The sequence below is a fragment of the Paenibacillus sp. FSL H8-0122 genome, assembly GCF_038005345.1.
Classification (GTDB): Bacteria; Bacillota; Bacilli; order Paenibacillales; family Paenibacillaceae; genus Paenibacillus_AQ.
Map to the genome: position 1 here is coordinate 5,027,911 of NZ_JBBOTB010000001.1, position 26,275 is coordinate 5,054,185.

The following is a 26,275-nucleotide window of genomic DNA, read 5'->3' on the forward strand; positions in this document are numbered from 1 at the left end:
CAGCTGCTGATGAATCAGTCGTGTATAGGCGTTATTCTTGCTCAGATCGGAACCCCTGACGCCCCGAGCGCCAAGGCGGTCCGCCCCTATCTCAAGCGATTTTTGTCTGACCGCAGAATTATTGATTATCATCCGCTGCTCTGGCAGCCGCTGCTGCGCGGCATTATTCTGCGCACCCGTCCGCGCCGGTCCGCGAAGCTCTATCAGGAGATCTGGATGGAAGAAGGCTCGCCTCTGCTCGTCCACTCCAGAGCACAGCAGGCTGCGCTCCAGACCCTGCTGGGCAGCAGCTATCAAGTCGAGCTGGGGCTTGCTTACAGCACACCCGGTATGGCCGAAGCCTTTCACAGGCTGGAAGCTTCGGGAGTGACCCGTATCATCGTTCTTCCGTTATTTCCCCAGTATTCCTCAACAACAACAGCTTCCGTCTATGAAGCTGCAAGCTTCGCCGCTCTGGGACGGCATAGCCGCTACGGGCAGGTATCCAAACGCTTCGTTCCGGCGCTGCGGTTCGTAGAAGCCTACCATGATGCCCCCGGCTACATTGCAGCGATGCAATCCTTATTGCGGCGGCAGATCCGCGCAATGAGTGAAGAGCCGGATTATTATGTCCTGTCCTTCCATGGCATTCCCCGCCGATATGCCGAGACCGGAGATCCCTATCCGCAGCAGTGCCAGGAGACAGGCCGTCTGCTCGCAGAAGCGATGGGCTGGACCCCGGAACGGTGGCAGCTCTCCTTCCAGTCCCGTTTCGGGCCGGAGACCTGGGTCGGTCCGTCGACTGCGGATACGCTGAAGGAGCTTCACGGACGCGGAATCCGGCGGCCGCTGATTTTCTCACCCGGACTTGTCACGGACTGCCTCGAAACGCTGCATGAGTTGGCCGTAGAAGGCCGGGAGCTCTTCGCCATGGGCGGCGGGAACGCTGAGATGCTGGAGGTGGCCCCTTGTCTGAACGACACGAAAGAATGGATCAGCTTCCTCGCAGAACGGGTAGACTGCTCCGCCCAGGGCTGGCTGTCTTCCGCCGAATGAAGACAACACAAACGCCCGGTCTCAGGGATGCCATCATCCTGTGAGCCGGGCGTTTTATTTTAAATAGTACGATTACTGAACCGTGAGCTGTTTATATTTGGCAGTCAGTTCCTCGAACCACTGCTTATCCTGCAAAGTCAGCGCAAAATCAATCAATTCGGCAATCTCATCAGGCTGCAGATCCGGCGAATCCTTGAAGCTGATCTCTGCCGAAGCCGCTGCTTCCCCCTCCGAGCCCTCCGCAAAATCATAGGAGAACATCAGCTTAATGTCACTTTCCAGAAACTCATTGCGCAGGAAGTAGAGCACCTCACACATCAGAACAGGTCTGACATGGTTCTCGAACACACAATCCATGACCTTTGCCCAATAATGCTGGTTGCTGAGATGCAGCTTATCGTTGGTCAGCAGGTATTGCTCACCCTGATAATCATTGACAAATTTCAGTTCAACCGGCTCCATTTTAAAAATACCGGCAATTTGCTTCCTGGTGATATTCAAGATGTCCTGTGTTTCTAATCTCATCATTCTCATGCACCCCGTTCCTCATGTTTGGACTATCTGTATATGCTGAATTTTGCTGATTCGACAATAATTTTAACTAATTTAAAAGTATTATCGTCTTTTCCGCCCCTATTGTTAATGCTTTTCAATAAAAACTTAAAATTTTCTGTTTCACGCTACTAAAAATCGGTTAATTATTGTCTATTTTATGGCCACAGACGAAGGACAAAGTGGTGCAGGATATGGAGTATGAATTACGGCGACGCTTAGGAGCACGCTCCGCTGTTTAAAAGTGGGAGTATCAAACCCTAATACAAGTGCACTGCTGCTCTCCATCTACGTTCGCCCACCTCCGGCGAGTTTAGGTGAACTATACGTGGAATCCAATGTTGTCTCTTCCTTTCCTGGCGGTGCTCCGCCTATCTCTTGCCAATTCTAAGCGTTTTCTCTCACCGACCGATTGTATGGATAGCATTGTTGCACAGCTCATCCACAATAGACAGGAACTCTAATTTCCTAAACAACAAACAAAAAGCCACCCAGTCTGTGAAAGACTGAATGGCTCAAGATTAGATTACTAGTATATCTTCTCCGGCAGGATATCCCGCTGCCTTAGCTGACGAACAACGGTACCAGCTGAATTCCCTCTTCAGGAGAAATCCGCACCAGGCCTTTATCAGAGATCCGCAGTGCGGGGATAACCGCCAGAGCCAGCAGAGACAGGGTCATAAAAGCATAGTTCAGCGTACAGCCTGCATCATATAGTGCTTTGCTGATGGCAGCGGACTGTGCGGCGGCAATCTCAAACGGCTCTGCGGACATCAGTCCGGCAATCGCCAATGGGAACAACGTGGTCCCGGCAGCGGTAATCACCGCAACACCGCCTTGAGCATCCGCCACGGCAGCAGCCGCCTGCGCCATCAGTCCATCATCATTGCCGATGACCAGCACATTATGGCTGTCATGAGCTACAGTCATCGCTATAGCCGCAGGCTCGCGGAAGCCGATGCCCTGCACAACCCCGACGGATTTGTTGCCCGTTCCCTTGTGCCGCTCCAGAACAGCGATTTTGCACAGGCCGTCTTGCACAACCAGCTCCGATCCAGCCACTGGCAGACTCATGATCAGCTCGCCGGTCTCCACATGATTCTCAATGACCTGGATAACCCGCGTGGCCAGAACACCTTCCGCAATGGGCGCGTGAATCACGAAGTCTGCGGGAACCGGAGGCTGCTGCAGATGCACAGAGGCCAGTACTTCATCCGGGTAGGTGTAAGGACTCAGCTCAGCCGTCATGCTTCCGTTCTCAGCCACAACAACGCCAGCAGCAATCGTCATGACCACATGAACATCGGCCAGATTACCGTCCAGCAGAATGATATCCGCGCAGGAGCCAGGCGTGATGGAGCCGATATCGCGGGATACGCCGAAGCGCTCGGCGGTGTTGATCGTTGCCATCTGAAAAGCCGTGACCGGCTTCACCCCCTGGGAGATCGCATGGCGTACGACAAAATCCATATGCCCCTCATCGCGCAGCGATTCGGAGCTGCGGTCATCCGTCACCAGCATCATCCGGCGCGGGTCCAGCCCGTGCTCGGTATGCGCCGTGATGGTTTTGGCGACATCATGCCAGGCAGAGCCGCGGCGCATTTTGGCATACATCCCCAGACGCACGCGTTCGATCACATCTTCCACTGTCACACACTCATGATCCCCAGTCACCCCTGCTGCGGCATAGACCGGAAGTCTCCAGTCACTCGCCGGCCAGGTGAAATGCCCGTCAACATACCGTCCTGCACGCAGCGTGGCCTGGATCTCTCCGATCATCTTCTCATCGCCGTAGACTACACCCGGGAAGTTCATGACTTCGCCGAGTGCGATCACATCCTCACCCCAGGTGTAGGCTTCCGCTACTTCCTCCGGTCCGATGGACGCGCCGGTTGTCTCAAATTCTGCGCCCGCAGAAGGGACACAGGAAGCCACCTGCATATAGGCAGCCAGCGGTGTTCCCCGCATCTCGTCCAGCATCAGCTTAATTCCCTTAAGCCCGAATACATTGGCTATCTCATGGGCGTCGAAGAAGCCTCCGGTCGTCCCCAGCGGCAGCACTGCGCGAGCGAATTCAGTCACCGTCAATTGAGTGCTCTCGATATGGCAGTGTCCGTCAATCAAGCCGGGAGCAATGTATCTGCCCGCCGCATCAATAACCTGCGTTCTCTCCCCAATCGTATGGGAGACGTCCTTGCCGACGTAAGCAATGCGCCCGCCCTGTACAGCGACGGACATGCCGTCCAGAATCTCACCGGAGCAGACATTGACCAGCTTGCCGCCTGTAATTACCAGTGTAGCCTTCTCATCTCCCCGGGCTGTAGCTACCAGCTCAGGCACGCAGTCGGCCAATGGTTTTCGTGTATAAGTCATCATGTGCACTCCCTTCCGGTTGTTATATAAATTGAACTAATGACTTTGATGTTTTGGGATGAGTCGTGACTCCAGAGAAGTTTTGGACTTCCGGCCGCTGTTGTCTGCAGATTTCTTGATTTATCCCGTTTTTAACGGTTGAAATCCGCAGACAAAGCATTCCTGTATCCCCTTAAATTTGGGCTTTGAAATTTAACGAGCACCTCCTTATGATAAATGGTGTCCACGACGACAACCAATCATCTATAAGGAAGGTGCTCTTACTATGAAGTTTAAACAATCAGCCCAACAAAATCAACGAATTGAACGTATTACCCCTCATCATCTTATTGTTGGGATCGACATCGCCAAATTCACTCATGTCGCTCGTGCCACCGACTACCGTGGCATCGAACGTGGAGCCTATCTTTCCTTTTCCAATGATCAGGAAGGGTTTGAAAAGCTGTTTCAGTGGATGCAGGCTCTAAAGATCCAATTTCACAAAACCGATGTCATTCTCGGTGTGGAGCCCACCGGTCACTACTGGTTCAATTTGGCGCTCTGGCTTCAAGAGAAGCAACTCGAACTCGTTCTCGTCAACCCTTTTCAGGTGAAACGCAATAAAGAAAACCGGGACAACTCCCCAACGAAAAATGACGTTAAGGATGCCTTAGTGATTGCCGACATGGTCAAGAATGGCTACTACAGCGACCTATACCTGCACACGGGACCGTTTCAGGCGCTTCGGCAACTGGTCACCACCAGAGACTACATTTCCAAACAAGCTTCCAGTATAGTCAACCAAATCTACCGCTGGACGGACATCTACTTCCCTGAGTTCCAGCAGGTCTTTAAAGACATCACTTCGAAGACCGCTCTGGCAACGTTAGCCGAATTTGCTCACCCTTCCGATCTTTGCACCTTGACGGTTCAAGAGGTCATTGTAGGGTGGAAGAAGCGTTTAAAACGTGCCGGTAGCCACAAGGTCGCCGTCGCTCTCCTCCACGCGGCACAACGAACGGTAGGCAGCCCAGAGTCGGTCAAAGAAGCTAAACTGAGTCTATCGATGCTTTTACAGCAACTACAGTTATTTCACGACCAAATGGAGCTACTGAAGGAGAAGATTCATCACATCCTTCAAACCATTCCCGCCACGAAGAGCTTGCGGTCGATTAAAGGGATCCATGACATTACCTTGGCGGCGTTATACAGTGAAGCAGGTGACTTCAGCCGCTTTGCCCACGGCAACCAATTACTTCGATTAGCCGGTTTACATCTGTCGGAGAACAGCTCAGGCATCTACAAAGGTCAAGTGAAAATTACGAAGCGAGGGCGACCTGGACTGCGAAAAATCCTCTTTATCGCCGTGTTTCAGATGGTCTCCGTCAATCCGGAATTTCGAGCGCTGCATCAGCATAACAAACGAGTGAAACACATGACTGGCATGAAGTCCATCATGAAGCTGTGCGGGAAGCTCGCACGCATGCTTGTAGCGATGTCCAAGAATGGTTCTGACTATGATGTGTGCAAGGTAAACTCCGCAGCCTAAGACCGAAAGTATCCACTTGCCAATTGGCTCATTCGCAGGATTCATCATGAAGCATGAGTACCGTTACGACCGCCTAAAGGGCTCAGACCCGTGGACAAAGCACTGACGGACTCCATCTCCTTGATAGGTGTAACGAAGGAATGTAAGGGCATCGACCCGTTGAGACATGGGAGGGTAAACCACAAGGTTAAAGATGGAGCATGCAGATAAAGGGATTTAATGGGAATTGTCTTATGTCCCCTTATTTGGTTATGCCCGTACCGCCACCTCAACCCCCACCTGCTCTGCTTCGTTACTGCATTCATATTCATAACGAATGAAATCCTGCGAATTAGCGAGCTAGCGTAAGAAAACTGAATCATAAGGAGGGAGGCGGTCGCTACCGCTCCTCCAGTTCCAAAATTCCCCTCCGCCACTTTCCCCTTAACTTAAATACTTAAGTTCAATTTATATAATTTTGTTATTTACTCTTATCTTTTTAGAAAAAACGGCCCTGACACCCCTTCCGGGGCGCAAGCCGTCACTTAAACAAATCGCATTGTATGATTATCTTACTTTTGAATCATATACGTCAAGTGCCGCCTGAACGCCCTGTCCGGCAGGTACCGCGTACCCGTGGCGGATAAGCACGGCCTCCAGCGCGCCAAGCAGACGCAGCACATTATTCTCCCGGCAGCTGAAGCCCATGGTACCGATCCGCCAGATCTGGCCTTGTAACGGCCCGAAGGAGCTGGCAATCTCAATGCCAAAATGCTGCAGCAGCATAGCACGGACGGATTCCCCGTCTATGCCCGCCGGAATGAGCACACAGGTGACTACTGTCAGCTTGCTCTCCGCCTCCCCGTACAGCTCCAGCCCCATAGCTGACAGTCCGGCAGTAAGGGCTTGCTCATGGAACCTGTGCCGGGCATGCCGCGCTTCCAGCCCTTCCTCCAGGACCAGCCGCAGACCTTCACGCAGAGCGTATAGCATGGAGGTCATCTCCGTATGGTGATTGAGCCGCCGGGGACTCCAGTAATCCTGAAGCATACTAAGGTCGAGGTAATTACTGCGCACTACGGGCAGCTCGCTGACAGCAGCGGCGTCAGTTCTAAGTCCACGCTCTACCTGCTTGCGCTTCAGCAGCTTGGCCTCGGCCCGGTCATTGTACGTCACCGGGGCCATACCAGAGGGGATGGACAGGCATTTCTGCGTTCCGCCGACCACGGCATCCAGCATCCAGGCATCTGTCTCTACCGGCACCCCGCCGATCGTCGCCACCGCGTCCACAATCAGCAGCGCATCCTGCTCCCGGCAGGCCCGCCCGATCCCGTCCAGCGGCTGCACACGGCCTGTAGAGGTCTCACCGTGAACCATCGCCACCACATCCGGCTTGAAGCGCCGTATAGCCTCAATTATCTCCTCCGGCGGAAAGACACGGCCCCAAGTCTGTTCTATCGTGAGTACCTCAGCCCCGCAGCGTTCAGCAATCTCATGGAGCAAATGACCGAAACGGCCAAAGACCGGAACCAGCACCCGGTCCCCCGGCGCAATCAGGCTGACCATCACCGCCTCAATCCCGGAACGCGAAGTCCCGTCTACCGGATACGCCCACTGATTCCTGGTGGCGAACAGCTCACGCAGCATCTCCATCGTCTCATTCATGATCTCTGTGAATTCAGGATCGAATTGTCCCAGCACCGGATAAGACATCGCCCGCAGCACACGCGGATCAACCTCCACGGGGCCGGGGGTCATAATGCACCGCAAGGACGGCGACAAATCTTCGTACCGCTTCATGATTCTCTCCCCCTCCAGGCTTTCAAGTGATCAGATCCCGCTATTTATAACACAATTAGAATTACAACCCGAAGCTTGGTCGTCGCTGTGGTGAACAGCGCCTCTTATTCATAAGCTAATCTATATAATATGGCCGTCAGTACTTCCAGTCCAGCAGTGAGATCCTCCGGGGAGGTATATTCCCCGGGCGAATGGCTGATCCCGCCCCGGCTCGGCACGAAGATCATCGCAGCCGGGCAGCGCGGGGCGAACAGCTGGGCGTCATGCCCCGCACCGCTGACCATGCTCAGGTAAGGCTTCTCCTGCCGGAGACAGATCTCTTCAAGAGCCGCGCGCAGTTCTTGGTCCATGTGTGCCGGGGCTGTCTCCAGCAGCGGCTGTACCTCAAGCGTCAGGCCGCGCCTGCGTCCAAGCTCATTGAACTCCGCCAGGACCGCTCCGCAGAAGCGCTCCAGCACCCCGGCTTCGCTATGCCGGATATCCAGCGTGAACTGCACTTCGCCGGGAATCACATTGGATGTACCCGGATAGACCTCTAGCCGCCCCGTTGTGGCTACCAGCGGATCACCCTCCGCCAGAGCGGAGCGCTCCAGCGCCAGCAGCATCTCCGCACTCCCGGCGAGTGCATCCTGTCTTAACCCCATCGGCGTAGTCCCTGCATGATTGGCCGTCCCGCCGACCTTGACAAGATACCGCCGCTGTCCGGCGATAGCCTGCACGACCCCGATTCTCCGGGACATCCGTTCCAGAATAATCCCCTGTTCAATATGCAGCTCGACATAAGCGGCAATATCACTGCGCACAGGACTATTATTGCGCCAGAAGCTTCGCTCCAGACCCGCCGCAGCTTCAGCGGCCAACCCTTCATCCCCTGCCAGGCCGCAGGCCGCCATCGCTGCCCCCAGCGTGATCCCATCCGCATCTGCGCAGTCTGTACATTCCTTCCCGCTATACAGCCCGGTCACATTCCCCGAGCCCCAGAACGTCAGCGGAAAGCGGCTGCCCTCTTCCTCGCAGAAGGATACCACCGCAAGCGTCCGCAGCGGCGGACCGAAGGTCTCCAGAAGATAGTGCAGCGCAGTTACAGCTGCCGCTACACCATAAGCACCGTCATACCGCCCGCCGTTCACCACCGTGTCAATATGCGAGCCGGTCAGGATGACCTTGTCGCTGACCTGAGAACCGGCCAGTGTGCCATAGACATTCCCCACCTGATCCATCCTGACCTCAAGCCCGAGTCCGGCCATTCTCTCCTGCAAAAACTGCTGAACCCCTTGCCACTCCGGCGTATACAGCAGCCGGGTAACTCCAGGACCCGGAGCGCTGTAGGCTGCGAGTTCGTCCAGCAGCTTCAGCATCTCTCCGGCCGGGACCTGCGGGACCGGCGGCTTCATAGCCCCGGCTGGCTGTGCCTGATCCGCAGCCATTCTCCTCCGCTGCCGGCAATAACGCCTTCCGCGGCAGTATAGACCATATTGCCCCGGCAGATCGTTGCCGTTACCTTGCAGGATAAGGTCATTCCGACATAAGGGCTATGCCGGTGGCGGTACAACAGATCCTCTGCACGCAGGGTATAAGCTGCATCTGGATCAAGCAGCACCAGATCGGCATCCAGCCCCGGCGTGATGGAGCCCTTGCGCCCGTCCAGCCCGAACCGCCGGGCAGGAAGCCCGGAGAGCAGCGCCGAGATCTGCGTAACCGGCAGGCCTCGTACATGAACACCTTCATGGAACATCAATTCCAGACTGCTCTGCGCTCCCGATATTCCGCCCCAGGCTTCCATGAAGGACAGCCCGGGCGCCAGCTTCAATTCAGGCGGACAGGGGGAGTGATCGGAGGCGACCAGATCCACCCGGCCCGCAGCCAGCGCCGTCCACAGCCGGTCCCGTTCACTGCTGCTGCGCAGGGGCGGAGCGCATTTCGCCAGCGCCCCGAGAGTCTCCATGCTGTCTTCATCCAGGATGAGATAATGAGGACAGGTCTCTGCGGTAACATCCAGACCGCGCAGCTTGGCCTCATGAATCAGCTCCAGGGCTGCCGCTGTGCTGATATGGACCAAATGCAGCTTGCAGCCGGTCCGCTCACTGTACAGCAGCGCCCTGGCTACAGCCTCCAGCTCCGCTTCCGGCGGACGCGAAGCGGCAAAATCACGCGCACCGCTGCGGCCCGCACGGAGGGCAGCCGCACCCAGCGCCGAGGTCATCGCTTCACTCTCCGCATGCAGGGCGAGAATCCCGCCGGTTGCGGCGATCCGGAGCATCCCCTGATACAGGGTATCATCGTCCACCTCACGGAACCGGCCCTCGCCTTCACCGCCGGGATTCGAGATGAACGCCTTGAACCCGGTAACGCCCGCTGCCGCCAGTCCCTCCAGCTCTTCCAGATTCCCGGGCACCAGTCCGCCCCATAGCACATAATCCACCGCCGAGTTCCCCGCTGCGGCCTCCGCCTTCAGCCGGAGCGCCTCCAGATTCACTGTCGGCGGATTCCCGTTCAGCGGCATATCCGCATAACAGGTGCAGCCGCCGGCCGCAAGAGCAGCCGACCCGCTGCGGAAGCCCTCCCAGTGACCGAACGCAGGCTCATTGAAGTGAACATGCATGTCGATCATGCCGGGCAGCACATATTGTCCTGCCGCATCCAGAATTCTGGTCCCGGAGGATGCCGGTAAGACTTCGCCCAGTGCAGCGATTTTGCCATCCTTCACCCCGATCTCAAGCCTGCGGACTTCTCCGGGCAGGACCACCTGTCCGTTCCTGATGATAAGCTCATAACCTTCTTCCTTCATGATAGGCCCACCTCCGGTCTATTGGCTTAAGATTAGATGCAGCGTGCAGCGGTACACTTAACTGCCGCGTTAACTTCCGCGATAAGTGCTGTATCCTCCAGGTGCAACCAGCAGCGGTACATGGTAATGGGCGGACGGGTCCGGCATATTGAAGCGGATCGGAATCTGGTCCAGGAACGGGATTACAGCGCCTGCTCCCTCCTCCTCCTCAGCCTCCGGTTCTCCGGCACCAGCCTGAACGCCCCGGAAATAATCACCGGCCATAAACAGCAGCTCATAGCTTCCGGCCTGCATTTCTTCTCCCGCCAGCAGCGGAGCGTCCAGCCTGCCATCCTCATTCGTGACCGCCTCACGCAGCAGCACAGGCCCTCCGGTACTCAGCCACCAGAGCTGAAGCGACAGGCCCGCAGCAGGCCTGCCCTGTGACAAATCCAGCACATGAGTTGTCAGCCGTCCGTTCATTCCAGACATTTGCGTCACCTTCCTCCTATAATATGCAGTGCCCTGCCTCTATTCCGCCCCCAGCAGATCCTCCAGCCGAAAACGAGTAATCGCACCAATCTCCAGCAGCGCCTGTTCCTGCTCCTCCTCAAGCGAACGGCCGACCCGCTCACGGATAGCGCTAAGAATCTCTTCTTTAGTTTTGCCCCGCACAGCGAAGATGAAGGGAAAGCGGAATTTCGCTGTATAGGCGGCGTTCAACCCGGTAAGCTGCGCGAATTCCTCCGGTGTCAGCCGGTCCAGTCCGGCCCCCTGCTGCTCAGCCGCCGAGAGCGGACTGACTGCAAGTCTTGTCGCCAGATCCGGGTGAGCCCTCAGCAGTGCCAGCACCCGGTCCGGCTCCGAATGCCGCGCTATCTCCAGCATGGTAGCATGCAGCTCCTGCACTGAATCGAACGGACGCCTGCTGTACACCTCCTCTGCTACCCAAGGGGAATGCTCGAAGATGCCGCCGAGCTGCTCCACAAAGTCTGTTTTTGCCATCGAGTTCATCTGCTCCAGAGTCAACCGGTCCGCCGGTATAGTCATAGGCCAGCCTCCATCCCTCTAATTTGCATATTGCTGCCTGCGCCCTTCCGGCCTAGAACCGCTGTTCCCGGATATAAGGCGTTCCCAGCGATTCCGGCGTACCGGAGGGCTTGTTGCGGTTACGGTATCCCAGATACATTAATACGAGAATGGTTACGACGTAAGGAATCATTTTCAGAAAATAGGACGGCACCGCACTCCCCAGCAGCTGAATACGGAAGCCCAGCGAATCAAGCGCTCCGAAGAAGTAGGCGCAGAAGAGAGCGCGCAGCGGATTCCATCTGGCGAAAATCACCAGACCCACGGCGATCCAGCCCCGCCCGGCGGTCAGCCCCTCATTCCAGGTCGGTGCATAGGCCAGCACCATATCCGCACCGGCCAGACCAATCAGCGCCGCTCCGGCAGTAACATAGCAGTAACGGATCAGCTGCACACGAATGCCCATGACGTCCGCAGTAGCCGGATTGTCACCGACTGCCCGCAAATGCAGCCCCCACGAGGTATGGTGAATCAGCAGATGCAACACAAGGACGAGCAACAGACTGAACCAGGTCAGGTAATCCATCCGGCCGAAAATATCCCCGAGCACCGGAACCGCCTTCAGCGCTTCGATATCCAGCTTCGGTGAAGTGCCCGGAAGCGGAATCCCGCTGATGGACTTGCCGAGATAGGCGCTAAGTCCGCTGCCGAACAGCGTCATCGCCAGGCCCGACATCGTCTGATTCGCCCTCAGGGTGACACATAAGAACGAATGAACCATACCCAGAAGAGCGGTAATGGCTACCGCCGCGAGCAGCGCAAGAATCAGATTCCCGCTGCGGATGTAGACGATGCAAGTTGTCACTGCCCCCATCAGCATCAGCCCCTCCGCGCCAAGCTGGATAATACCGGCCCGTTCGGTCAGAATGCCTCCCAGCGTAGCCAGCAGCAGCGGTGTTCCGGCGGAGATGGCGGCGATTAATAACTGTGTAGTGAAATCCATGAGTGAACTCCCTCCTGTACGAGAATGCTGTTACGCGCTCCGGCGGATGCGGAACCGGTGAATCATATCGCCGGCAATCAGGAAGAACAGGATCGCGCCCTGCAGCATTTCCGATATGGACGAAGGCAGTCCGATCGTCTGAACACTATAGCCGCCTACAATCAGGCCGCCGAACAGAACCGAAGTCACAATCAGACCCAGCGGGTTCAGCTTGGCAAGCCAGGCTACGATGATCGCTGTATAGCCATAGCCCGGAGAGATCCCCTGCATCAGCTTATGCGTAACCCCCGACACTTCAGCCATGCCGGCAATCCCGGCAAGACCGCCGCTGATCAGCATGACGATGATAATATGCTTTTTGATATGAATGCCCGCATAACGGGCCGCCGTGGGATTGGCACCAATCAGACGCAGCTCATAGCCCCAGCGGGTGAACCGGATCATCAGATAATAGATCAGCACGGCCACAAGGCCGAAGATCAGCCCGATATGCAGCCGGGTGCTGCCAAGCACCGGCAGGGACTGGGCGGCCGTGAACATCGGCGAACCCGGGAAGTTGAAGCCCTTCGGGTCCTTCCAGGGGCCGAACACTACATAATCCAGAGCCAGCAGGGCCACGTAGTTCAGCATCAGCGAGGTAATCAGCTCATTGACACCGAAATGGGTTCGCGGCACCGCCGTCATCAGGCCCCACAAGGCTCCGGCCGCTGTACCGAAGACCAGCATCAGCGTAATAGACCAGAAGGAAGACAGGCCGGGGAAATAGATCGTTACCGCAGTAGCCGCCATAGCGCCTACCGTCAGTTGGCCCTCCGCCCCGATATTCCACACGGAGATCCGGTAAGCTACTGCAATGCCTAGCCCGCAGAGCAGCAGCGGAATAGCCTTGACCATGGTTTCTGTGAAGCCGTAGGAGGTGCCGAAGGCTCCCCGAAACATTTTCTCATAGACGACCAGCGGGCTCATTCCATTAGCAGCAATGAATACGGCACAGAGCAAGAGCGCCAGAACAACGGACAGGATAGGCGTCCACCACGGTGAACGGGTACGGCTTGAATCATATTCCAGCCTGAGGGAGTACCACCTCCCGCTACGCCCCGCCATCGGCGTAAGCGTTGCAGATTCATTTCCAGGCTTCGGACTCATACGGCGCTTCCCTCCCTGCTCCGGATACCGGCCATCATCAGACCGATTTGTTCCCGGTCCGCCTGCTCATGATCGCTCTCGCCTATAATCGAACCGTCATAGATCACCAGAATACGGTCGGATAACTGCAGCAGCTCATCCAGATCCTCGGAGATCAGCAGCACCCCGCTGCCCGAGCTGCGCAGCTCCATCAGCAGCTCATGCACCCCTGCCGCCGCACCGACATCCAGCCCTTGCGTCGGATGCACGGCCACCATCAGCTTCGGACGGTGGCTGACCTCACGGGCGAACAGCAGCTTCTGCTGGTTCCCGCCGGACAATTGCTGCACGGGAGTATCCAGCTCCGGCGTCTTCACATTGAAGCGGCGGACCAGCTCCTGCGACCAGGAGCGGTTCCTCGCCGCCTTCAGGAAGCCGAACCGGGAATGCTCTCCGCTGCGGTAAGACTTGAACAGCAGGTTGTCAACGGACCCCAGCCGTCCGGCCAGACCGCTCTTCATCCGGTTCTCCGGCACATGCGAGATGCCCGAATCGATCGCTCCTCTTACCGAAGCTGTTCTTACAGGACTGCCGTCGAACCGGATCTCGCCCGTCCTCCATGTTCTAAGCCCCGTCAATACCTCAGCCAGCTCCTTCTGCCCGTTGCCCGCAACGCCGGCCACACCCACAATTTCGCCTTCATGAACCGTAAGCGACAGGGCATCCAGCGCCTTGCGGCCATGATCCGCAGCCACCTCCAGATCGCGGACGATCAGCAGCGGCTCTCCGGCCGTCGCCTCGCGCTCCTGACGGCTGATCGTAACCTCCCGGCCCACCATCAGCCGGGCCAGCTCCAGCTCATCCGTCTCGCCCGTCATCAGCGAAGCAATCATTTTACCCTTGCGCATCACGGAGATCCGGTCCGAGGAGGCCATGACCTCCTTCATTTTATGCGTAGTCATGATCACCGTCTTACCCGCCTGCTTCATCACCTGAAGCGTCTCGAACAGCTGCTTCGCCTCCCCCGGCGTCAGCACCGAGGTTGGCTCATCCAGAATGATGATGTCTGCCCCCCGGTACAGCGTCTTGACAATCTCAACGCGCTGCTGCTCGCCGACAGACAGCTGCCAGATCGGCCGGTCGACGGGAAATTTCAAGCCAAAGCGTTCTCCAAGCGCCTCTATCTCTTCATGCTTACGCTTCATCCATCTGCTGCCGCGCCAGAAAGACGACTTTTCGCCAAGCACGATATTCTCCGCTGCTGTAAGGCTCTGCACCAGTCTGAAGTTCTGAAAGACCATGCCTACACCGAGCAGTGCCGCATCCTTCGGGGAACGGATTCTGGCCGGTTTGCCATGAATGAGAATCTCCCCGGCGTCCGCCCGGTACACTCCCGACAGCATACTCATGACTGTGCTTTTCCCTGCCCCGTTCTCCCCGAGCAGCGCGTGAATCTCCCCCGCATTTGCCGAAAAATCAACTTGATCGCTGGCCGTTACAGCACCGAATGTCTTCACTATCCCGCGCATTTCAACCGAAGGGTCCTGCATAGTACTACGCTCCTTTCAGGGTAGTTATAGTACAGGTGGGGAAGGCTCCGGTATCCGGAACCCGCCCCACCCGTAAGGCTGTGCTGTATGAAGATGTGTTATAGCAGCTGTTACTGCGGAATCGTGCCCTCGACACCCTTGACCAGCCAGTTCATGCCAAGCACCTCTTCAAGGGTCAGCTTCTGGCCGTCCTTAACAGTTACATTGCCCTTGTTGTCCGAGATCGGTCCGGTGAAGACCTCCAGCTCGCCGCTGATAATCTTGGCCTTGGCGTCCTCCACCAGCTTCTTCACATCCTCGGGAACCTTGTTACCGAATGGCGCCAGCTCCACCATGCCGTCGGCCATATCGCCGGAATACTGCTCGCTTTTCCAGGTTCCGTCCATCACAGACTGTACAGCTTTTACATAATAAGGACCCCAGTTCCATACAGGGTTGGTTAAATAGTTGTCCGGTGCATACTTGCTCATATCCGAGTCATTTCCTCCGGCAAAAGCTCCCCGTTCCGCCGCAGCCTGAAGGGTAGCCGGTGAATCCTGATACGCCAGCAGGACATCCGCACCTTTGTCGAGCAGGCTGATGGCCGCCTGACGTTCCGTGGCAGGGTCATACCAGGTATTCGTCCAGACCACATCCACCTTAACCGCCGGGTTGACGCTCTGCGCGCCCAGCGTGAAGGCGTTCAGATTATAGATCACCTCGCTGATCGGGAAGGCTCCCACATAGCCGAGATGGTTTTTCTTTGTCATTTTGCCTGCCGCGATCCCCGACAGATAGCTTGCCTGGTAGTTTTTGCCGAAGTAAGTCCCCATGTTATCGGCGGTCTTGTAGCCGGAGGCGTGCAGGAACTTCACGTTAGGGAATTTGCCAGCCACATTCAAAGTGAAATCCATATAGCCGAAGCTCGTGGTGAACACGATGTCATGGTTCTGTGCAAGCTCTGTGATGATCCGCTCGGCATCGGCGCTTTCCGGTACATTCTCAACGAAATCGGCCTTGATCCCAAGCTCCTTCTCCATATACAGGCGGCCCTGATCATGCTGATACGTATACCCGCCGTCACCCGGAGGCCCGATATAGACAAAAGCAACCGTCGGCTTTTTCGCTGCCGGCTCTGTGGTTGCCGCGGCCTCGCCCCCTGCCGGTGTGCTTGCCGCCGAAGCCTCTGCCGTTGCTGCCGCACCCGTATTAGACGCCGTATTATTCTTCGCGCACCCCGTCAGAACCACCGCCAGCAGGAACATCATAATGATGCTGAATTTGAATACCTGACCCCTTTGTTTCATATTTCTCCTCCTCCAGGATATCTCTCCTAATGGCTACAGCCATTAATGTATCTCTACTATACTGAGGCGCAGCACATACGTAAATTTATATGACATAGCTTTGTGTGTGCGGATAAGAAGAGGGGCCGCTTTTGTGCTTCATGCACGAAGTCATCTCAAATTAAACTTAAATTATGTGATATTACCTTACATTTCTTTTAAAATAGCTAATTCACTGCCTATTCCCGCTCCGCACGCTCCATTCTCTGTGGTACTGTCCGAAGCTCTCCGGCAGCCCGGTCTCTGCGAACGCCTGAACAGGCTCTTGCGGCAGGATGAGCCCCTTATATTCCTTGGTCCGCATAATGGCAGCTATGCCCTCCTCCTCGTCCAGCTCTTGAAGTCCGCCGAACAGCGTGCTTGAGAACAGAGTAGGCGGCATCAGCAATCCTTCTTGCGCACTGGTGACATAATCAAGCTCCGGGTGCTGCTCATACGCTTGGATGAACCGGCGGATCTGAGCCGCTGCCACAAACGGCTGATCTGCCGCCGCAATGACCACCGCATCCGGCTGAAGCGAAGCTACAGCATTCAAGCCGCAGCGCAGGGAGAAGGACAGGCCCAGATGGGCCGTCAGGCAAGTCTCAATCCGCCGCATATTCTCCGCCTTCCCGGCCGGCGGCAGCCAGCCCAAAGGATCATCCGCGCGAACCACCACAACCAGCGGCACAAGCCCGCAGGTCTCCAGCTCGCTGAGCATCACCGCACCAGCTGAACCTGCGCCCGCCCTGTTCAGAGAATCTTCAGAGGCCCCTGCTCCATTATTGCGGCCTGCCGCCAAAAAAATTCCGGCCACCTTCATTGTTCTCCACTCCTTTTTTTGGGCAATCTGCTGATGGACGGCTGTTATTCGCGCTCCAGCATTCTGCGGAACAGGAATACCAGCTTCAGCTTCATGAGATCATTGATTTTTTTGAAATCGACATCCAGCAGCTCACTGAGCTTCTCAATCCGGTAAGTGGCCGTATTGCGGTGAATGAACAGCTTCTTGGCCGTCTCGCTCACATGGCCGTCATTCTCCAGGTAGACCTCCAGCGTGTGGAGCATCTCCTTAACATATTCAGGCTCCCGGCTAAGCAGCCCCCGCAGGCTGCCGTTATAGTAACGCTCCATGGTCTCCGCCGGAATCTTGCTCAGCAGCAGATCAAGCTCCAGCTGGCGGTAATGCACCACATTTCCGTGTGCGTCCCATTGCCGGGCCATGCCCATGCATTCCTTAATCTCGGCAAAAGCTTCCTTCAGCCCCTCCGGCTTCAGCTTCACGCTGCTGACAGCCGCCTGCGGATAATACCCTTTATCGAACTTCAGGCTGTCGAAGCATTCCTGAATCAGCGCCCGGAACTCCTCCGGCTGATGCGGCCCGGCCGGATACAGCGACACCAGTCCCTCCTCCACCAGGAAGTGGACCGCCTGCAGGCCACTCAGCACCGGATGCTCCGAATACTCCTCCTTCAGCCGCAGCAGCTCTGCCTGCCGGGCTTCTCCCGCAGCAGCGACATCGGTAAGCAGCAGTTGAAACGGGGACTGGAGCAGCGTAATCTCCAGCCGGAGCGATGCCTGTGCCAGCTCAGCGTATTTCAGCCCGTCCTTCAGGAACCGCCGCAGCAGCCCGCTGAATTCCCGGTGTCCGGCCTGCTCGAAATAATCCTCCAGTCCGGTATGCATATGATAAGAAATCAGCTCTGCCCCCTGGACGAACAGACTTTCCTCCACGGGCAGCAACAAAGGATCAATATCGCAATAATGTAGGTAACCCAGGCATTTTCCCGCTTGCAGCAGCGGAATCCGGTAGCCTGTGCCCGTGCTGAGCCGGAAGCGCTGATTGCGGGGCTGCCAGGGCCAGCCTTCCAGCAGCTCACTTTCGGTGTACCCCGAGTTATTGAATACTACCGTTCCGCGGCTACTGATTACAGCCAGCGGATAACCGATGATCTCAGAGACGGTGTCCAGCAGCGGACGGCTGCGCCCGGAACGCAAGGCAAGACGCATCAGCAGCCGCTGCTTCTCCATCATGCTCTGCAGAGTGCCCACGCTGCGCGACAGCTCCGCGCGGAACAAGCCGTTCATCTGGTCGGAGAAGGTGAACTGGAACGGCAGCTCGATCAGCGGAAAATTCAGCTGCTCCGCCTCCGCAATCAAGGGCGGCGGCACAGCCTCCCAGAACCGGCCCAGCTTTATGCCCAGCCCCGCTGACCCGCGCCGGTTCAGCATCTGCAGCAGTGCCGAGGCATCCTCCGGGCTGTCCTTGATCAGATAGGCTGTGGTCAGCAGCATTTCCCCTTCCTTGATCCAGTCCGAGATATCGGGAGCATCCATGACATTGATCGATTTCACAATCCTGTGCTTCCCCTTGGACCCGGCAATCAGCTTCGCTTCGGATAAAGGATAAATGGACAACGCTTCTTCCACCGTAAGATGCATAGCCACCCCTCCTTCTCTACCTTCATAATAGGTTTATTCGAGTCATATGTTACTTTATGTAACATTATAGATAAAATGACCGCTGTTGGAAAGAGAAAAGTTAGAATTGGGCTTTTTTGTGTTATGTAATATTACTAATAAGTAACATTCAGCAGCATCGAACCTCATTCGGTCCCTTGGAGCTGCATACGGCCTACTCATCTCCTCACCGGCCAATGTATGCTGTTTTTCGCACACATTCGGTGCGCTCACCCGCCACCTGCCCATTGTATGCTGTTTTTCGCACACATTCGGTCAACTCACCCCCGCACCGGCCCATTGCAATCGCCCCGTCAGCCCTCGCACCGCCCGATGTAATCGGTTTTCTGATTACATTCGCCCCGTCAGCCATCGCGCCGCCCGATGTAATCGGTTTTCCGATTACATTCGCACCGTCAGCCATCGCGCCGCCCGATGTAATCGGTTTTCCGATTACATTCGCACCGTCAGCCATCGCACCGTCCAATGTAATCGGTTTTCCGATTACATTCGCCCCGTCAGCCATCACGCCGCCCGATGTAATCGGTTTTCCGATTACATTCGCACCGTCAGCCATCGCGCCGCCCGATGTAATCGGTTTTCCGATTACATTCGCCCCGTCAGTCCTCGCGCCGCCCGATGTAATCGGTTTTCCGATTACATTCGCTCCGTCAGCCCTCGCACCGCCCAATGTAATCGGTTTTCCGATTACATTCGCACCGTCAGCCCTCGCGCCGCCCGATGTAATCGGTTTTCCGATTACATTTCGCACCGTCAGCCCTCGCACCGCCCAATGTAATCGGTTTTCCGATTACATTCGCCCCGTCAGTCCTCGCACCGCCCGATGTAATCGGTTTTCCGATTACATTCGCTCCGTCAGCCCTCGCGCCACCCAATGTAATCGGTTTTCCGATTACATTCGCTCCGTCAGCCATCGTGCCGCCCGATGTAATCGGTTTTCCGATTACATTCGCTCCGTCAGCCATCGCGCCGCCCGATGTAATCGGTTTTCCGATTACAATTGGATGCTGTTTTCCGCATACACTGAGCAATCAGCAAATAGCCCTGGTTCTCTTCGTTCTGAGAACCAGGGCTATGACTTCCTACTTCCATACCTCCTGTATCCATGACAGGAGTCGGAGATCCTGTCCGTGCCCGCCGATGACGGACAGTCCCAGCGGCAGTCCGCCGGGGCCGGGCACCGGCAGCGTAACCTGCGGCAGCCCGGCCAGTCCAGCCAGGCAGCTGAGCATCATGGCGCTGCTGCGGCTCCGCTCCAGCTGCCCGGGTCCGGCGCCGCGCAGCGGGGCCGGACCCGGCACGGTCGGAAGGACGAGACAGCCGTCCTTCCCGAGCAGCACCCGCAGCCGCTGAGTGATCCGGCTGCGCAGCATAGCGGCCGGGCTGTGATCCGCCCCGGCCAGCCCCGCCGCCCAAGCGAACCGGGCGGCAATGTCCGGCCCGAAGACCGGCTGCTCCCGCCCGATCCACTCCCCATGGGTTGCCCAGATCTCGGCACCCTGCAGCTCACGGAAGGCGTCCATCCAGGTCTTCAAGCCTTCAGGGGCAACCACGGCTTCAGCAGCTTGTAGCGAAGCGCCTGCTTGAAGCTTGTCCAGCCCCCGCCTCAGGTAGTCTGCACTGTCCTGCTCCACAAGCGCCCAGCCTTCTGGCGGGATGAACATCCGGGACATTCGAAGATCACCAGCAGACTCATCAACCACCCCTCTCTCGCTCTGCTCCATACTATTCTCCATGCCCTGGGCAATATCTCCCCTGTCCACAGACCCGAGTAGAACGCCCTCCTCCTTCTTCCTACTCTCTCCGCTCTGGGCATCACCACCGCTGTTCGCAGACCTGAGCTGAACGCCCGTCCTCTTCCTATTCTCGCCGTCACAGGCATCGCCGCTGCTGCCCACAGACCCGAGTAGAACGCCCTCTTCCTTCTTCCTCCTCTCTCCTCCTTGGGCATCACCACCGCAGTTCGCAGACCTAAGCTGAACGCCCGCCTTCTTCCCACTCTCTCTGCCCTGAGCACCACCACCGCTGTCCGCAGACCCGAGCAGAACGCGCCCCGCCTTCAGCAGCAGCTCCGTGCTTCCAGCAATCCAGCCCACCGTATCAAAAGCCGGGGCCAGCGGAATGACACCCTCCAGTGACACCGCGCCGTGTGTCGGACGAAAGCCGAAGACGCCGCAATAAGCGGATGGAACCCGGACAGAGCCGCCTGTATCCGTCCCGAGGGCAAAATCCACACTCCCCGAGGCCACAGCCACCGCCGACCCGCTGGACGAGCCGCCGGGAATCCGGTTCTCCCCGTGCGGATTCACCGGCGTACCGTAATGATAGTTCTCTCCGCCCAGGCTGTACATCAGCTCATCCGTATGGGCCGCCCCCCGCAGCGTAGCTCCAGCTTCCAGCAGCCTGCGTACCGCAGCTGAATGAGAGTCCGCAGGTCCATGGCTGCGGAGCCAGTCCGGGTTACCGGCGGAAGAGCGGTGCCCGGCCACTGCGAAGACATCTTTTACCGTGAAGGTCAGACCGTGCAATGCCCCGTGCCCGCTGCCGGGAATCTCCAGCTCCGGGACCCGGAATGCGCCGTGCCGATTATCAAGAATCATGCTGCTCCACCCTTTCCCTCCCGGACAACCCCGGTTAATCACACCCTGCCTCCCTAATCACTCTGCCTTCTTCTCTTCTAGCAGAGCAGGCAAGGGATGAAGCTTCGTTTAAGCCGAGCATTCGGCGATAGTTGTATTCTGTACATCTAAATACAGTGAAATGAAAGGTTTTGCTCTTCTAAATGTACTCTGTGCAACTAAATCTGCCCTAATGGGCGAAACTCCAAGTACAGCGGCATTTTAATTGTACGAAATACAGCTAAACGGAGATTCGGCGGCACATTCGAGGAATTAGTTGTACAGACTGCAATTAAGCCTCCCCCTTGCACCCTGATCGGGGCGCGGCAAAAATTCAGCAAATGTTTAGTTAGCAAGCGATTAGTTAAAGCGAATAGTTAAAGTAATTTTCACAAGCTGAAATCTGATGCTCTATTAGTCTTCCTGTCTTCCTGTCTTCCAGTTTCCTTATTTCCTTACTCCCGTCACCCATTCAATCCCTCTACCACCCGATAGCCGCTCCATCAGAGCGAGGGTCCGCCCCCCCGCTGCGGTAGCCGTTACCGTCAATCGAGATCGCATGGGCGTGCCCCATCACCCCGTCATAGCTCTGTGCCTCACGGACCAGATGCCCCGCCTCCGCCAGCTCCGTCCGCACCGCTTCCGCCACCCGGTTCTCGATCCGCAGCTCCTGAGTCGGCTCCCCCCAGGTTCTGCCCCAGACGAAGCGCGGTTCACTCACCGCAGTCTGCGGGTCCATCCCATAGTGAAGCATGCGCGTGAGCAGCAGGGTCTGCGTCTGCGGCTGTCCTTCACCGCCCTGTGTGCCATAGAGATAAGCCGGCTTCCCGTCCCGGCAGGCCATCGCCGGCATCAGCGTGTGGAAGGTGCGCTTGTGCGGCTCCAGCGTATTGACATGGGCAGGATCGAGCGAGAAGAAGGACCCGCGGTTCTGGAGCAGAATTCCCGTATTCCCGGCCGCCACCCCCGACCCGAATTCGAAATACAGACTCTGGATGAACGAGACTGCATTCCCCTCTTCATCCACCACCGCCGCGTAAGCTGTATCCCTTCCAACAGGTTCGCTGCTGAGAGCAAGCGACTTACGGGGAGAAATCGCCGCCGCGAGTTGTGCCGCATAAGGCTTACTCAGCAGGCGGTCCAGCGGAATGCTGCTGAAGGACGGATCGGTGAGCACCTGGTCGCGGTCACGGAAGCTCAGCTTCAGCGCCTCCACCAGCAGATGATAATACTCATAGGAGCCGTGCCTGATCTCCGCAAAGTTATAATGCTCCAGGATATTAAGCGCCATCAGCGCTGTGAAGCCCTGCGAGTTCGGCGGAACCTGATAGACGGTATGCCCATGGTATTCAGTCTGGAGCGGCTCCTCCCAGCTCCCCTGGTGGTCCGCGAAATCATCGCGGGTCAGGTACCCGCCGGAAGCCTGCATGTAATCACTGATCTCTTCCGCAATGCTCCCTTTATAAAAAGCATCCCGGCCTCCCGCCGTAAGCGCCCGCAGCGTCCCGGCCAGCTGCCGCTGCACAAACCGCTCTCCCGCCGCCGGTATCCGGCCGCCGGGAAGATACACAGCCGCCGCTTCAGGCGAGAGCGCAGCTCCAGCCAGAACGCTGCCGCCATGCTGATCCGGCGACAGCGGAAAGCCCCCGGCGCTGTAGCCGATAGCCGGCTCCAGCACCTCGGCCAGGGTCAGCCGTCCATACTCCCGCTGGACGGCCTCCCAGCTATCCGCCATTCCGGGCACCGTAATGGCGCTGCGCACACCCCGCCGGGGAATGGCCTCCTCCCCGGCATAGCAGTCCCGGCGGACGGCGTAGCCCGAGCGTCCGCTGCCGTTGTAGGCCCGCACGCGCCCTTCACCGACGCTGTAGCACAGCCAGAAGGCGTCGCCGCCGAGCCCGGTCATATGCGGGTAGACCACAGCCAGCGCCGCGCTGACTGCAACGGCCGCATCATAGGCGTTGCCGCCTTTAGCCAGAACTTGCGCGCCCGCTGCCGAGGCCAGATAGTGCGGGCTGACCACCATCGTTTTCGTTCCGGTCACTGGTCCTCTGCTCATGTTCCACCTCCGCCTCCCTTCCCTGCCGCTTAATTAAGTTAGTGTCATTTAACAGCAGGCCAGGAACCTCTGTCAACGGTTTGCGCAGGACCGTACATTTGCTGCCGCTTATTTTGTGAGCCATGCACAAATTTCCGGATGGAATCTGCCAAGACCTGGCATCTCTTCTATCCGTCTGTTAGATGGAGCTGCAGCAGGCTACAGCCATAGTACGCCCTGTCTGTGCTCCCCCCTCACTTCAGAATATATTGCGACAGCACAGCCTGCACCTCATAGATATCGACGGATTTGTTGAAGGTTTTCTTCAGCGGCAGCCCCGCGCCAGAGATATACAGGCACAGCTCCGCATCCAGGTCGAAATGCCCCGCCGTCTCGACAGAGTAATGGGTGATGCTTTTGTAAGGAACAGAGTGGTATTCGGTTTTCTTGCCGGTCATCCCCTGCTTGTCTACAAGAATCAGCCGCTTGTCTGTGAAAATAAACATGTCCCGGACCAGCTTATAAGCGCGCTCAATCTTTTCATCCGGAGCCAGAATCCGTCCGTATTCCCGCTGCACCTCTCCCAGCTCGACCTGGGTCGCATTGCCCAGCAATCCGTTAAAAATCGCCATAGCTCTCCTCTTTTCCCGCAGCCGTTATAAGGGCAACGCCCCTTTGCCACACTCCATACTACTTGCAGAACCATGCATTTATGTCTCTGCGGGAACAATTCTCCCTTGCTTATTCCGGGATTTTTGGTTACACTAGCTTTACATTTATCACAAAGGAGGTGTAGGAGAATGGATCGCAATGTGACCAACAGTGTTAGCAGCCGGCTGATTAATATCATGTCTGGCATCGTTCATGTGAAATCGGACAACGGGAGAAGTCTGTCCATTTACACGAACTTAATAACACTACAACATTGTGAAATGCCTTTCTCGCCTACACTTCAACGGATGTCTTAACCCGAAGAATTCTCAGGCCGCAGGGAAATTTCCCTGCGGCCTTTTTATGTGCTTTTGACCGGAGGATTCGGATTAACAGAAGCGGCGGAGCAGAGGGCATTCTAATAAAAGGAGCCTAACGATGATTATCTCATGCCAAAATATCCAAAAATACCACGGTGCCCAGCTCGTCCTGGGCGATGTCACCTTCGATATCCGCCAAGGCGAAAAAATCGGTCTGATCGGCCGCAACGGCTGCGGCAAAACCACCCTCTTCCACCTGCTGAGCGGGGAGGAACGCCCGGACCAAGGGCAGCTCTCCATCCGCCGGGGCAGCGTCATCGGCCTGCTTGCCCAGATTCAGGAGGTGAACGAGAGCGACACGGTCTATGCCGTACTTCAGCGCAGCTTCGCGGAGCAGCTCGGCTGGCAGCGCCGCCTGCGGGAGCTGGAGCAGGAGATGTCTTCCTCCGGTGCGGGCGAAGACGAGCAGGCCTGGAACCGGCTGCTTAAGGAATACGGTACCCTTCAGGAGAAGTTCGAGGCCGCAGGCGGCTATGAGCTGGAAGCCTCGATCCAGCGTGTAGCCTCAGGGCTGGGGATTGGAACGGAGCAATACGACCGCCGCTTCTCCTCCCTCTCCGGCGGGGAGAAGACCAAGGTGGGGCTGGCCGAGCTGCTGCTGCGCCGTCCCGACATCCTGCTGCTCGATGAGCCGACCAACCATCTGGACATGGAGGCTATTGAGTGGCTGGAGCAATTCCTGCAGAGCTATGACGGCACGGTACTGGCGATCTCCCATGACCGTTACTTCCTGGATGCCGTGGTGAAGAAGGTCATCGAGATTGAAGACGGGGAGGCTTTCACCTTCCATACGAACTACAGCGGCTATCAGGTAGAGAAGGAAGCCAGGCTGCTTCAGCAATTCGCTGACTATCAGGAGCAGCAGAAGAAGATCAAGCAGATGCAGGAGAGTATCAAACGGCTGATTGAATGGGGCAACCGCTCCAATCCGCCGAACCCTTCCTTCCACCGCCGTGCGGCGTCCATGCAGAAGGCGCTGGACCGGATGGTCAAGGTCAAACGCCCGATCCTGGAGCGCAAGTCCATGGATCTGCAGCTCCAGCAGGAGGACCGGACCGGCAACCAGGTCGTCATCCTGGACCGGATCAGCAAGTCTTACGGGGAGCGCAGGCTTTTCTCGGCCGCCAGCGATATTCTGAGATACGGCGAGACCACGGCACTGATCGGCGGCAACGGAGCCGGCAAAAGCACCCTGCTGAAGATTATCCTTGGCCAGGAGACACCGGACAGCGGGAGCTGTACGCTCGCTTCCAGAGCTGTCGTTGGTTATCTTGCCCAGGAAGCTGTGCCGGAGGAGGGCGGCCACTCCGTGCTGCGGTATTTCCGCGAGGAGGCCGGACTTGAAGAAGGCGAAGCCCGCGGCCAGCTGGCCCGCTTCCTCTTCTACGGCAGCGATGTCTTCAAAAGCATCACCAATCTCTCAGGAGGAGAATGGACCCGGCTGCGCTTCGCGATCCTGATGCACAAGAGGCCGAATCTGCTCATTCTGGATGAGCCGACCAACCATCTGGATATCGATTCCCGCGAGGCGCTGGAGGAAGCGTTGGAGGAATTCCCCGGCACCGTGCTGGCGGTATCCCATGACCGTTATTTCATCAACCGCTGCTTCGGCAAGCTCTGGCATATTGACGGCGGACGCTTCTCCTCCTTCCCGGGCAACTACGAATACTATAAGGAAAAGCAGACCGAAGCCGCCCAGCGGCAGGAGGTCAAGCAGCCGGAATCTTCCGGGGGCGGCATTAGCAAGACCCGCACGGCAAGCGGGCGGGCAGAAGCATCCCCCTCCGGCCCTGCCAGTCCGAACCGCAAGCCGCGTCCGGCGGCTTCGTGGGAGCAGGACATTGCCGCAGCGGAAGCGCAGCTTGCTCTTATCGATGCCGAGATGCTGGACCCGCAGCTGTCGAGCAATGCAGAGAAGCTGGCCGGGCTGCAAGGAATGAGAGATGCTGCACAGCAGAAGCTTGATGACCTGTATAGCGGCTGGTTAAGCGAAGCGGACTGATCTGCACTGCTCTCCTGTCCTCGCCCAACTGGAATCGGCTTGGCTTCACGATAAATGAAT

The 26,275-nt window shown here is 57.2% G+C and carries 20 protein-coding genes and 1 pseudogene; 3 read left to right on the top strand and 18 right to left on the bottom strand.

Annotated elements, in window-relative coordinates:
- Positions 1 to 9 precede the first annotated feature (9 nt).
- Positions 10 to 1,035, top strand: a complete 1,026-nt coding sequence (hemH, locus tag NSS64_RS21605) for a ferrochelatase (protein ID WP_341141477.1) — start codon at positions 10 to 12, stop codon at positions 1,033 to 1,035.
- A 72-nt stretch (positions 1,036 to 1,107) separates the two neighbouring features.
- On the opposite strand, the gene NSS64_RS21610 is transcribed toward hemH, so the two are convergent.
- Both NSS64_RS21610 and NSS64_RS21615 read right to left on the bottom strand, forming a co-directional pair.
- Positions 1,108 to 1,563 carry an IDEAL domain-containing protein gene (locus tag NSS64_RS21610; RefSeq protein WP_076076971.1) on the bottom strand — a complete coding sequence of 152 codons (456 nt, stop codon included), beginning with the start codon at positions 1,561 to 1,563 and terminating at the stop codon, positions 1,108 to 1,110.
- Between the two features lie 588 nt (positions 1,564 to 2,151).
- On the bottom strand, positions 2,152 to 3,960 hold the full coding sequence (locus NSS64_RS21615) for an adenine deaminase (RefSeq protein WP_341142871.1): 1,809 nt from the start codon (positions 3,958 to 3,960) through the stop codon (positions 2,152 to 2,154).
- A gap of 265 nt (positions 3,961 to 4,225) precedes the next feature.
- Here NSS64_RS21615 and NSS64_RS21620 point away from each other — a divergent pair, with 265 nt between their 5' ends.
- On the top strand, positions 4,226 to 5,488 hold the full coding sequence (locus NSS64_RS21620; RefSeq protein ID WP_341139467.1) for an IS110 family transposase: 1,263 nt from the start codon (positions 4,226 to 4,228) through the stop codon (positions 5,486 to 5,488).
- A gap of 546 nt (positions 5,489 to 6,034) precedes the next feature.
- Here NSS64_RS21620 and NSS64_RS21625 read toward each other — a convergent pair.
- The 16 genes and pseudogenes from NSS64_RS21625 to NSS64_RS21700 all read right to left on the bottom strand — a co-directional run bounded on the left by NSS64_RS21625 (position 6,035) and on the right by NSS64_RS21700 (position 23,814).
- Complete coding sequence (locus tag NSS64_RS21625) at positions 6,035 to 7,267, bottom strand: pyridoxal-phosphate-dependent aminotransferase family protein (RefSeq protein ID WP_341141478.1); 1,233 nt, start codon at positions 7,265 to 7,267, stop codon at positions 6,035 to 6,037.
- 104 nt (positions 7,268 to 7,371) lie between these two features.
- Entirely contained in the window at positions 7,372 to 8,661 is a 1,290-nt protein-coding gene (locus NSS64_RS21630) for a Zn-dependent hydrolase (protein WP_445667848.1), read from the bottom strand.
- The gene (gene allB, locus NSS64_RS21635; RefSeq protein WP_341141480.1) at positions 8,658 to 10,055 is read right to left on the bottom strand and encodes an allantoinase AllB; all 1,398 of its coding nucleotides are present in this window, start codon (positions 10,053 to 10,055) and stop codon (positions 8,658 to 8,660) included. Before allB ends, NSS64_RS21630 begins: the two co-directional genes overlap by 4 nt.
- Positions 10,056 to 10,124: 69 nt before the next feature.
- Positions 10,125 to 10,517 (bottom strand): hydroxyisourate hydrolase, encoded by a 393-nt coding sequence (gene uraH / locus NSS64_RS21640; RefSeq protein ID WP_341142872.1) that lies wholly within the window; start codon positions 10,515 to 10,517, stop codon positions 10,125 to 10,127.
- A 48-nt stretch (positions 10,518 to 10,565) separates the two neighbouring features.
- Complete coding sequence (uraD, locus tag NSS64_RS21645; RefSeq protein WP_341141481.1) at positions 10,566 to 11,084, bottom strand: 2-oxo-4-hydroxy-4-carboxy-5-ureidoimidazoline decarboxylase; 519 nt, start codon at positions 11,082 to 11,084, stop codon at positions 10,566 to 10,568.
- A 52-nt stretch (positions 11,085 to 11,136) separates the two neighbouring features.
- Positions 11,137 to 12,066: an ABC transporter permease gene (locus tag NSS64_RS21650; RefSeq protein WP_341141482.1), complete on the bottom strand. Its 930-nt coding sequence runs from the start codon at positions 12,064 to 12,066 to the stop codon at positions 11,137 to 11,139.
- 30 nt (positions 12,067 to 12,096) lie between these two features.
- The gene (locus NSS64_RS21655) at positions 12,097 to 13,170 is read right to left on the bottom strand and encodes an ABC transporter permease (protein ID WP_341142873.1); all 1,074 of its coding nucleotides are present in this window, start codon (positions 13,168 to 13,170) and stop codon (positions 12,097 to 12,099) included.
- A 38-nt stretch (positions 13,171 to 13,208) separates the two neighbouring features.
- On the bottom strand, positions 13,209 to 14,741 hold the full coding sequence (locus tag NSS64_RS21660; RefSeq protein WP_341141483.1) for an ABC transporter ATP-binding protein: 1,533 nt from the start codon (positions 14,739 to 14,741) through the stop codon (positions 13,209 to 13,211).
- A 110-nt stretch (positions 14,742 to 14,851) separates the two neighbouring features.
- Positions 14,852 to 16,027: a BMP family ABC transporter substrate-binding protein gene (locus NSS64_RS21665; protein WP_341141484.1), complete on the bottom strand. Its 1,176-nt coding sequence runs from the start codon at positions 16,025 to 16,027 to the stop codon at positions 14,852 to 14,854.
- A gap of 211 nt (positions 16,028 to 16,238) precedes the next feature.
- A complete protein-coding gene (locus NSS64_RS21670) occupies positions 16,239 to 16,868 on the bottom strand; it encodes an NTP transferase domain-containing protein (protein WP_341141485.1) in 630 nt (209 codons plus the stop codon).
- A 44-nt stretch (positions 16,869 to 16,912) separates the two neighbouring features.
- The gene (locus tag NSS64_RS21675) at positions 16,913 to 18,487 is read right to left on the bottom strand and encodes a PucR family transcriptional regulator (RefSeq protein WP_341141486.1); all 1,575 of its coding nucleotides are present in this window, start codon (positions 18,485 to 18,487) and stop codon (positions 16,913 to 16,915) included.
- Between the two features lie 205 nt (positions 18,488 to 18,692).
- Entirely contained in the window at positions 18,693 to 19,277 is a 585-nt protein-coding gene (locus tag NSS64_RS21680; RefSeq protein ID WP_341141487.1) for a hypothetical protein, read from the bottom strand.
- Positions 19,228 to 19,557: a hypothetical protein gene (locus NSS64_RS21685; RefSeq protein WP_341141488.1), complete on the bottom strand. Its 330-nt coding sequence runs from the start codon at positions 19,555 to 19,557 to the stop codon at positions 19,228 to 19,230. Before NSS64_RS21685 ends, NSS64_RS21680 begins: the two co-directional genes overlap by 50 nt.
- 984 nt (positions 19,558 to 20,541) lie before the next feature.
- Positions 20,542 to 21,126, bottom strand: a pseudogene (locus tag NSS64_RS32800) (amidase family protein); the annotation flags it as partial.
- Between the two features lie 499 nt (positions 21,127 to 21,625).
- On the bottom strand, positions 21,626 to 23,203 hold the full coding sequence (gene ggt / locus NSS64_RS21695) for a gamma-glutamyltransferase (RefSeq protein WP_341141490.1): 1,578 nt from the start codon (positions 23,201 to 23,203) through the stop codon (positions 21,626 to 21,628).
- A gap of 233 nt (positions 23,204 to 23,436) precedes the next feature.
- A complete protein-coding gene (locus NSS64_RS21700; protein ID WP_340943235.1) occupies positions 23,437 to 23,814 on the bottom strand; it encodes a PH domain-containing protein in 378 nt (125 codons plus the stop codon).
- Between the two features lie 457 nt (positions 23,815 to 24,271).
- On the opposite strand from NSS64_RS21700, the gene abc-f reads away from it, so the two are divergent.
- Positions 24,272 to 26,215 (top strand): ribosomal protection-like ABC-F family protein, encoded by a 1,944-nt coding sequence (gene abc-f, locus NSS64_RS21705; RefSeq protein ID WP_341141491.1) that lies wholly within the window; start codon positions 24,272 to 24,274, stop codon positions 26,213 to 26,215.
- Positions 26,216 to 26,275: the final 60 nt, after the last annotated feature.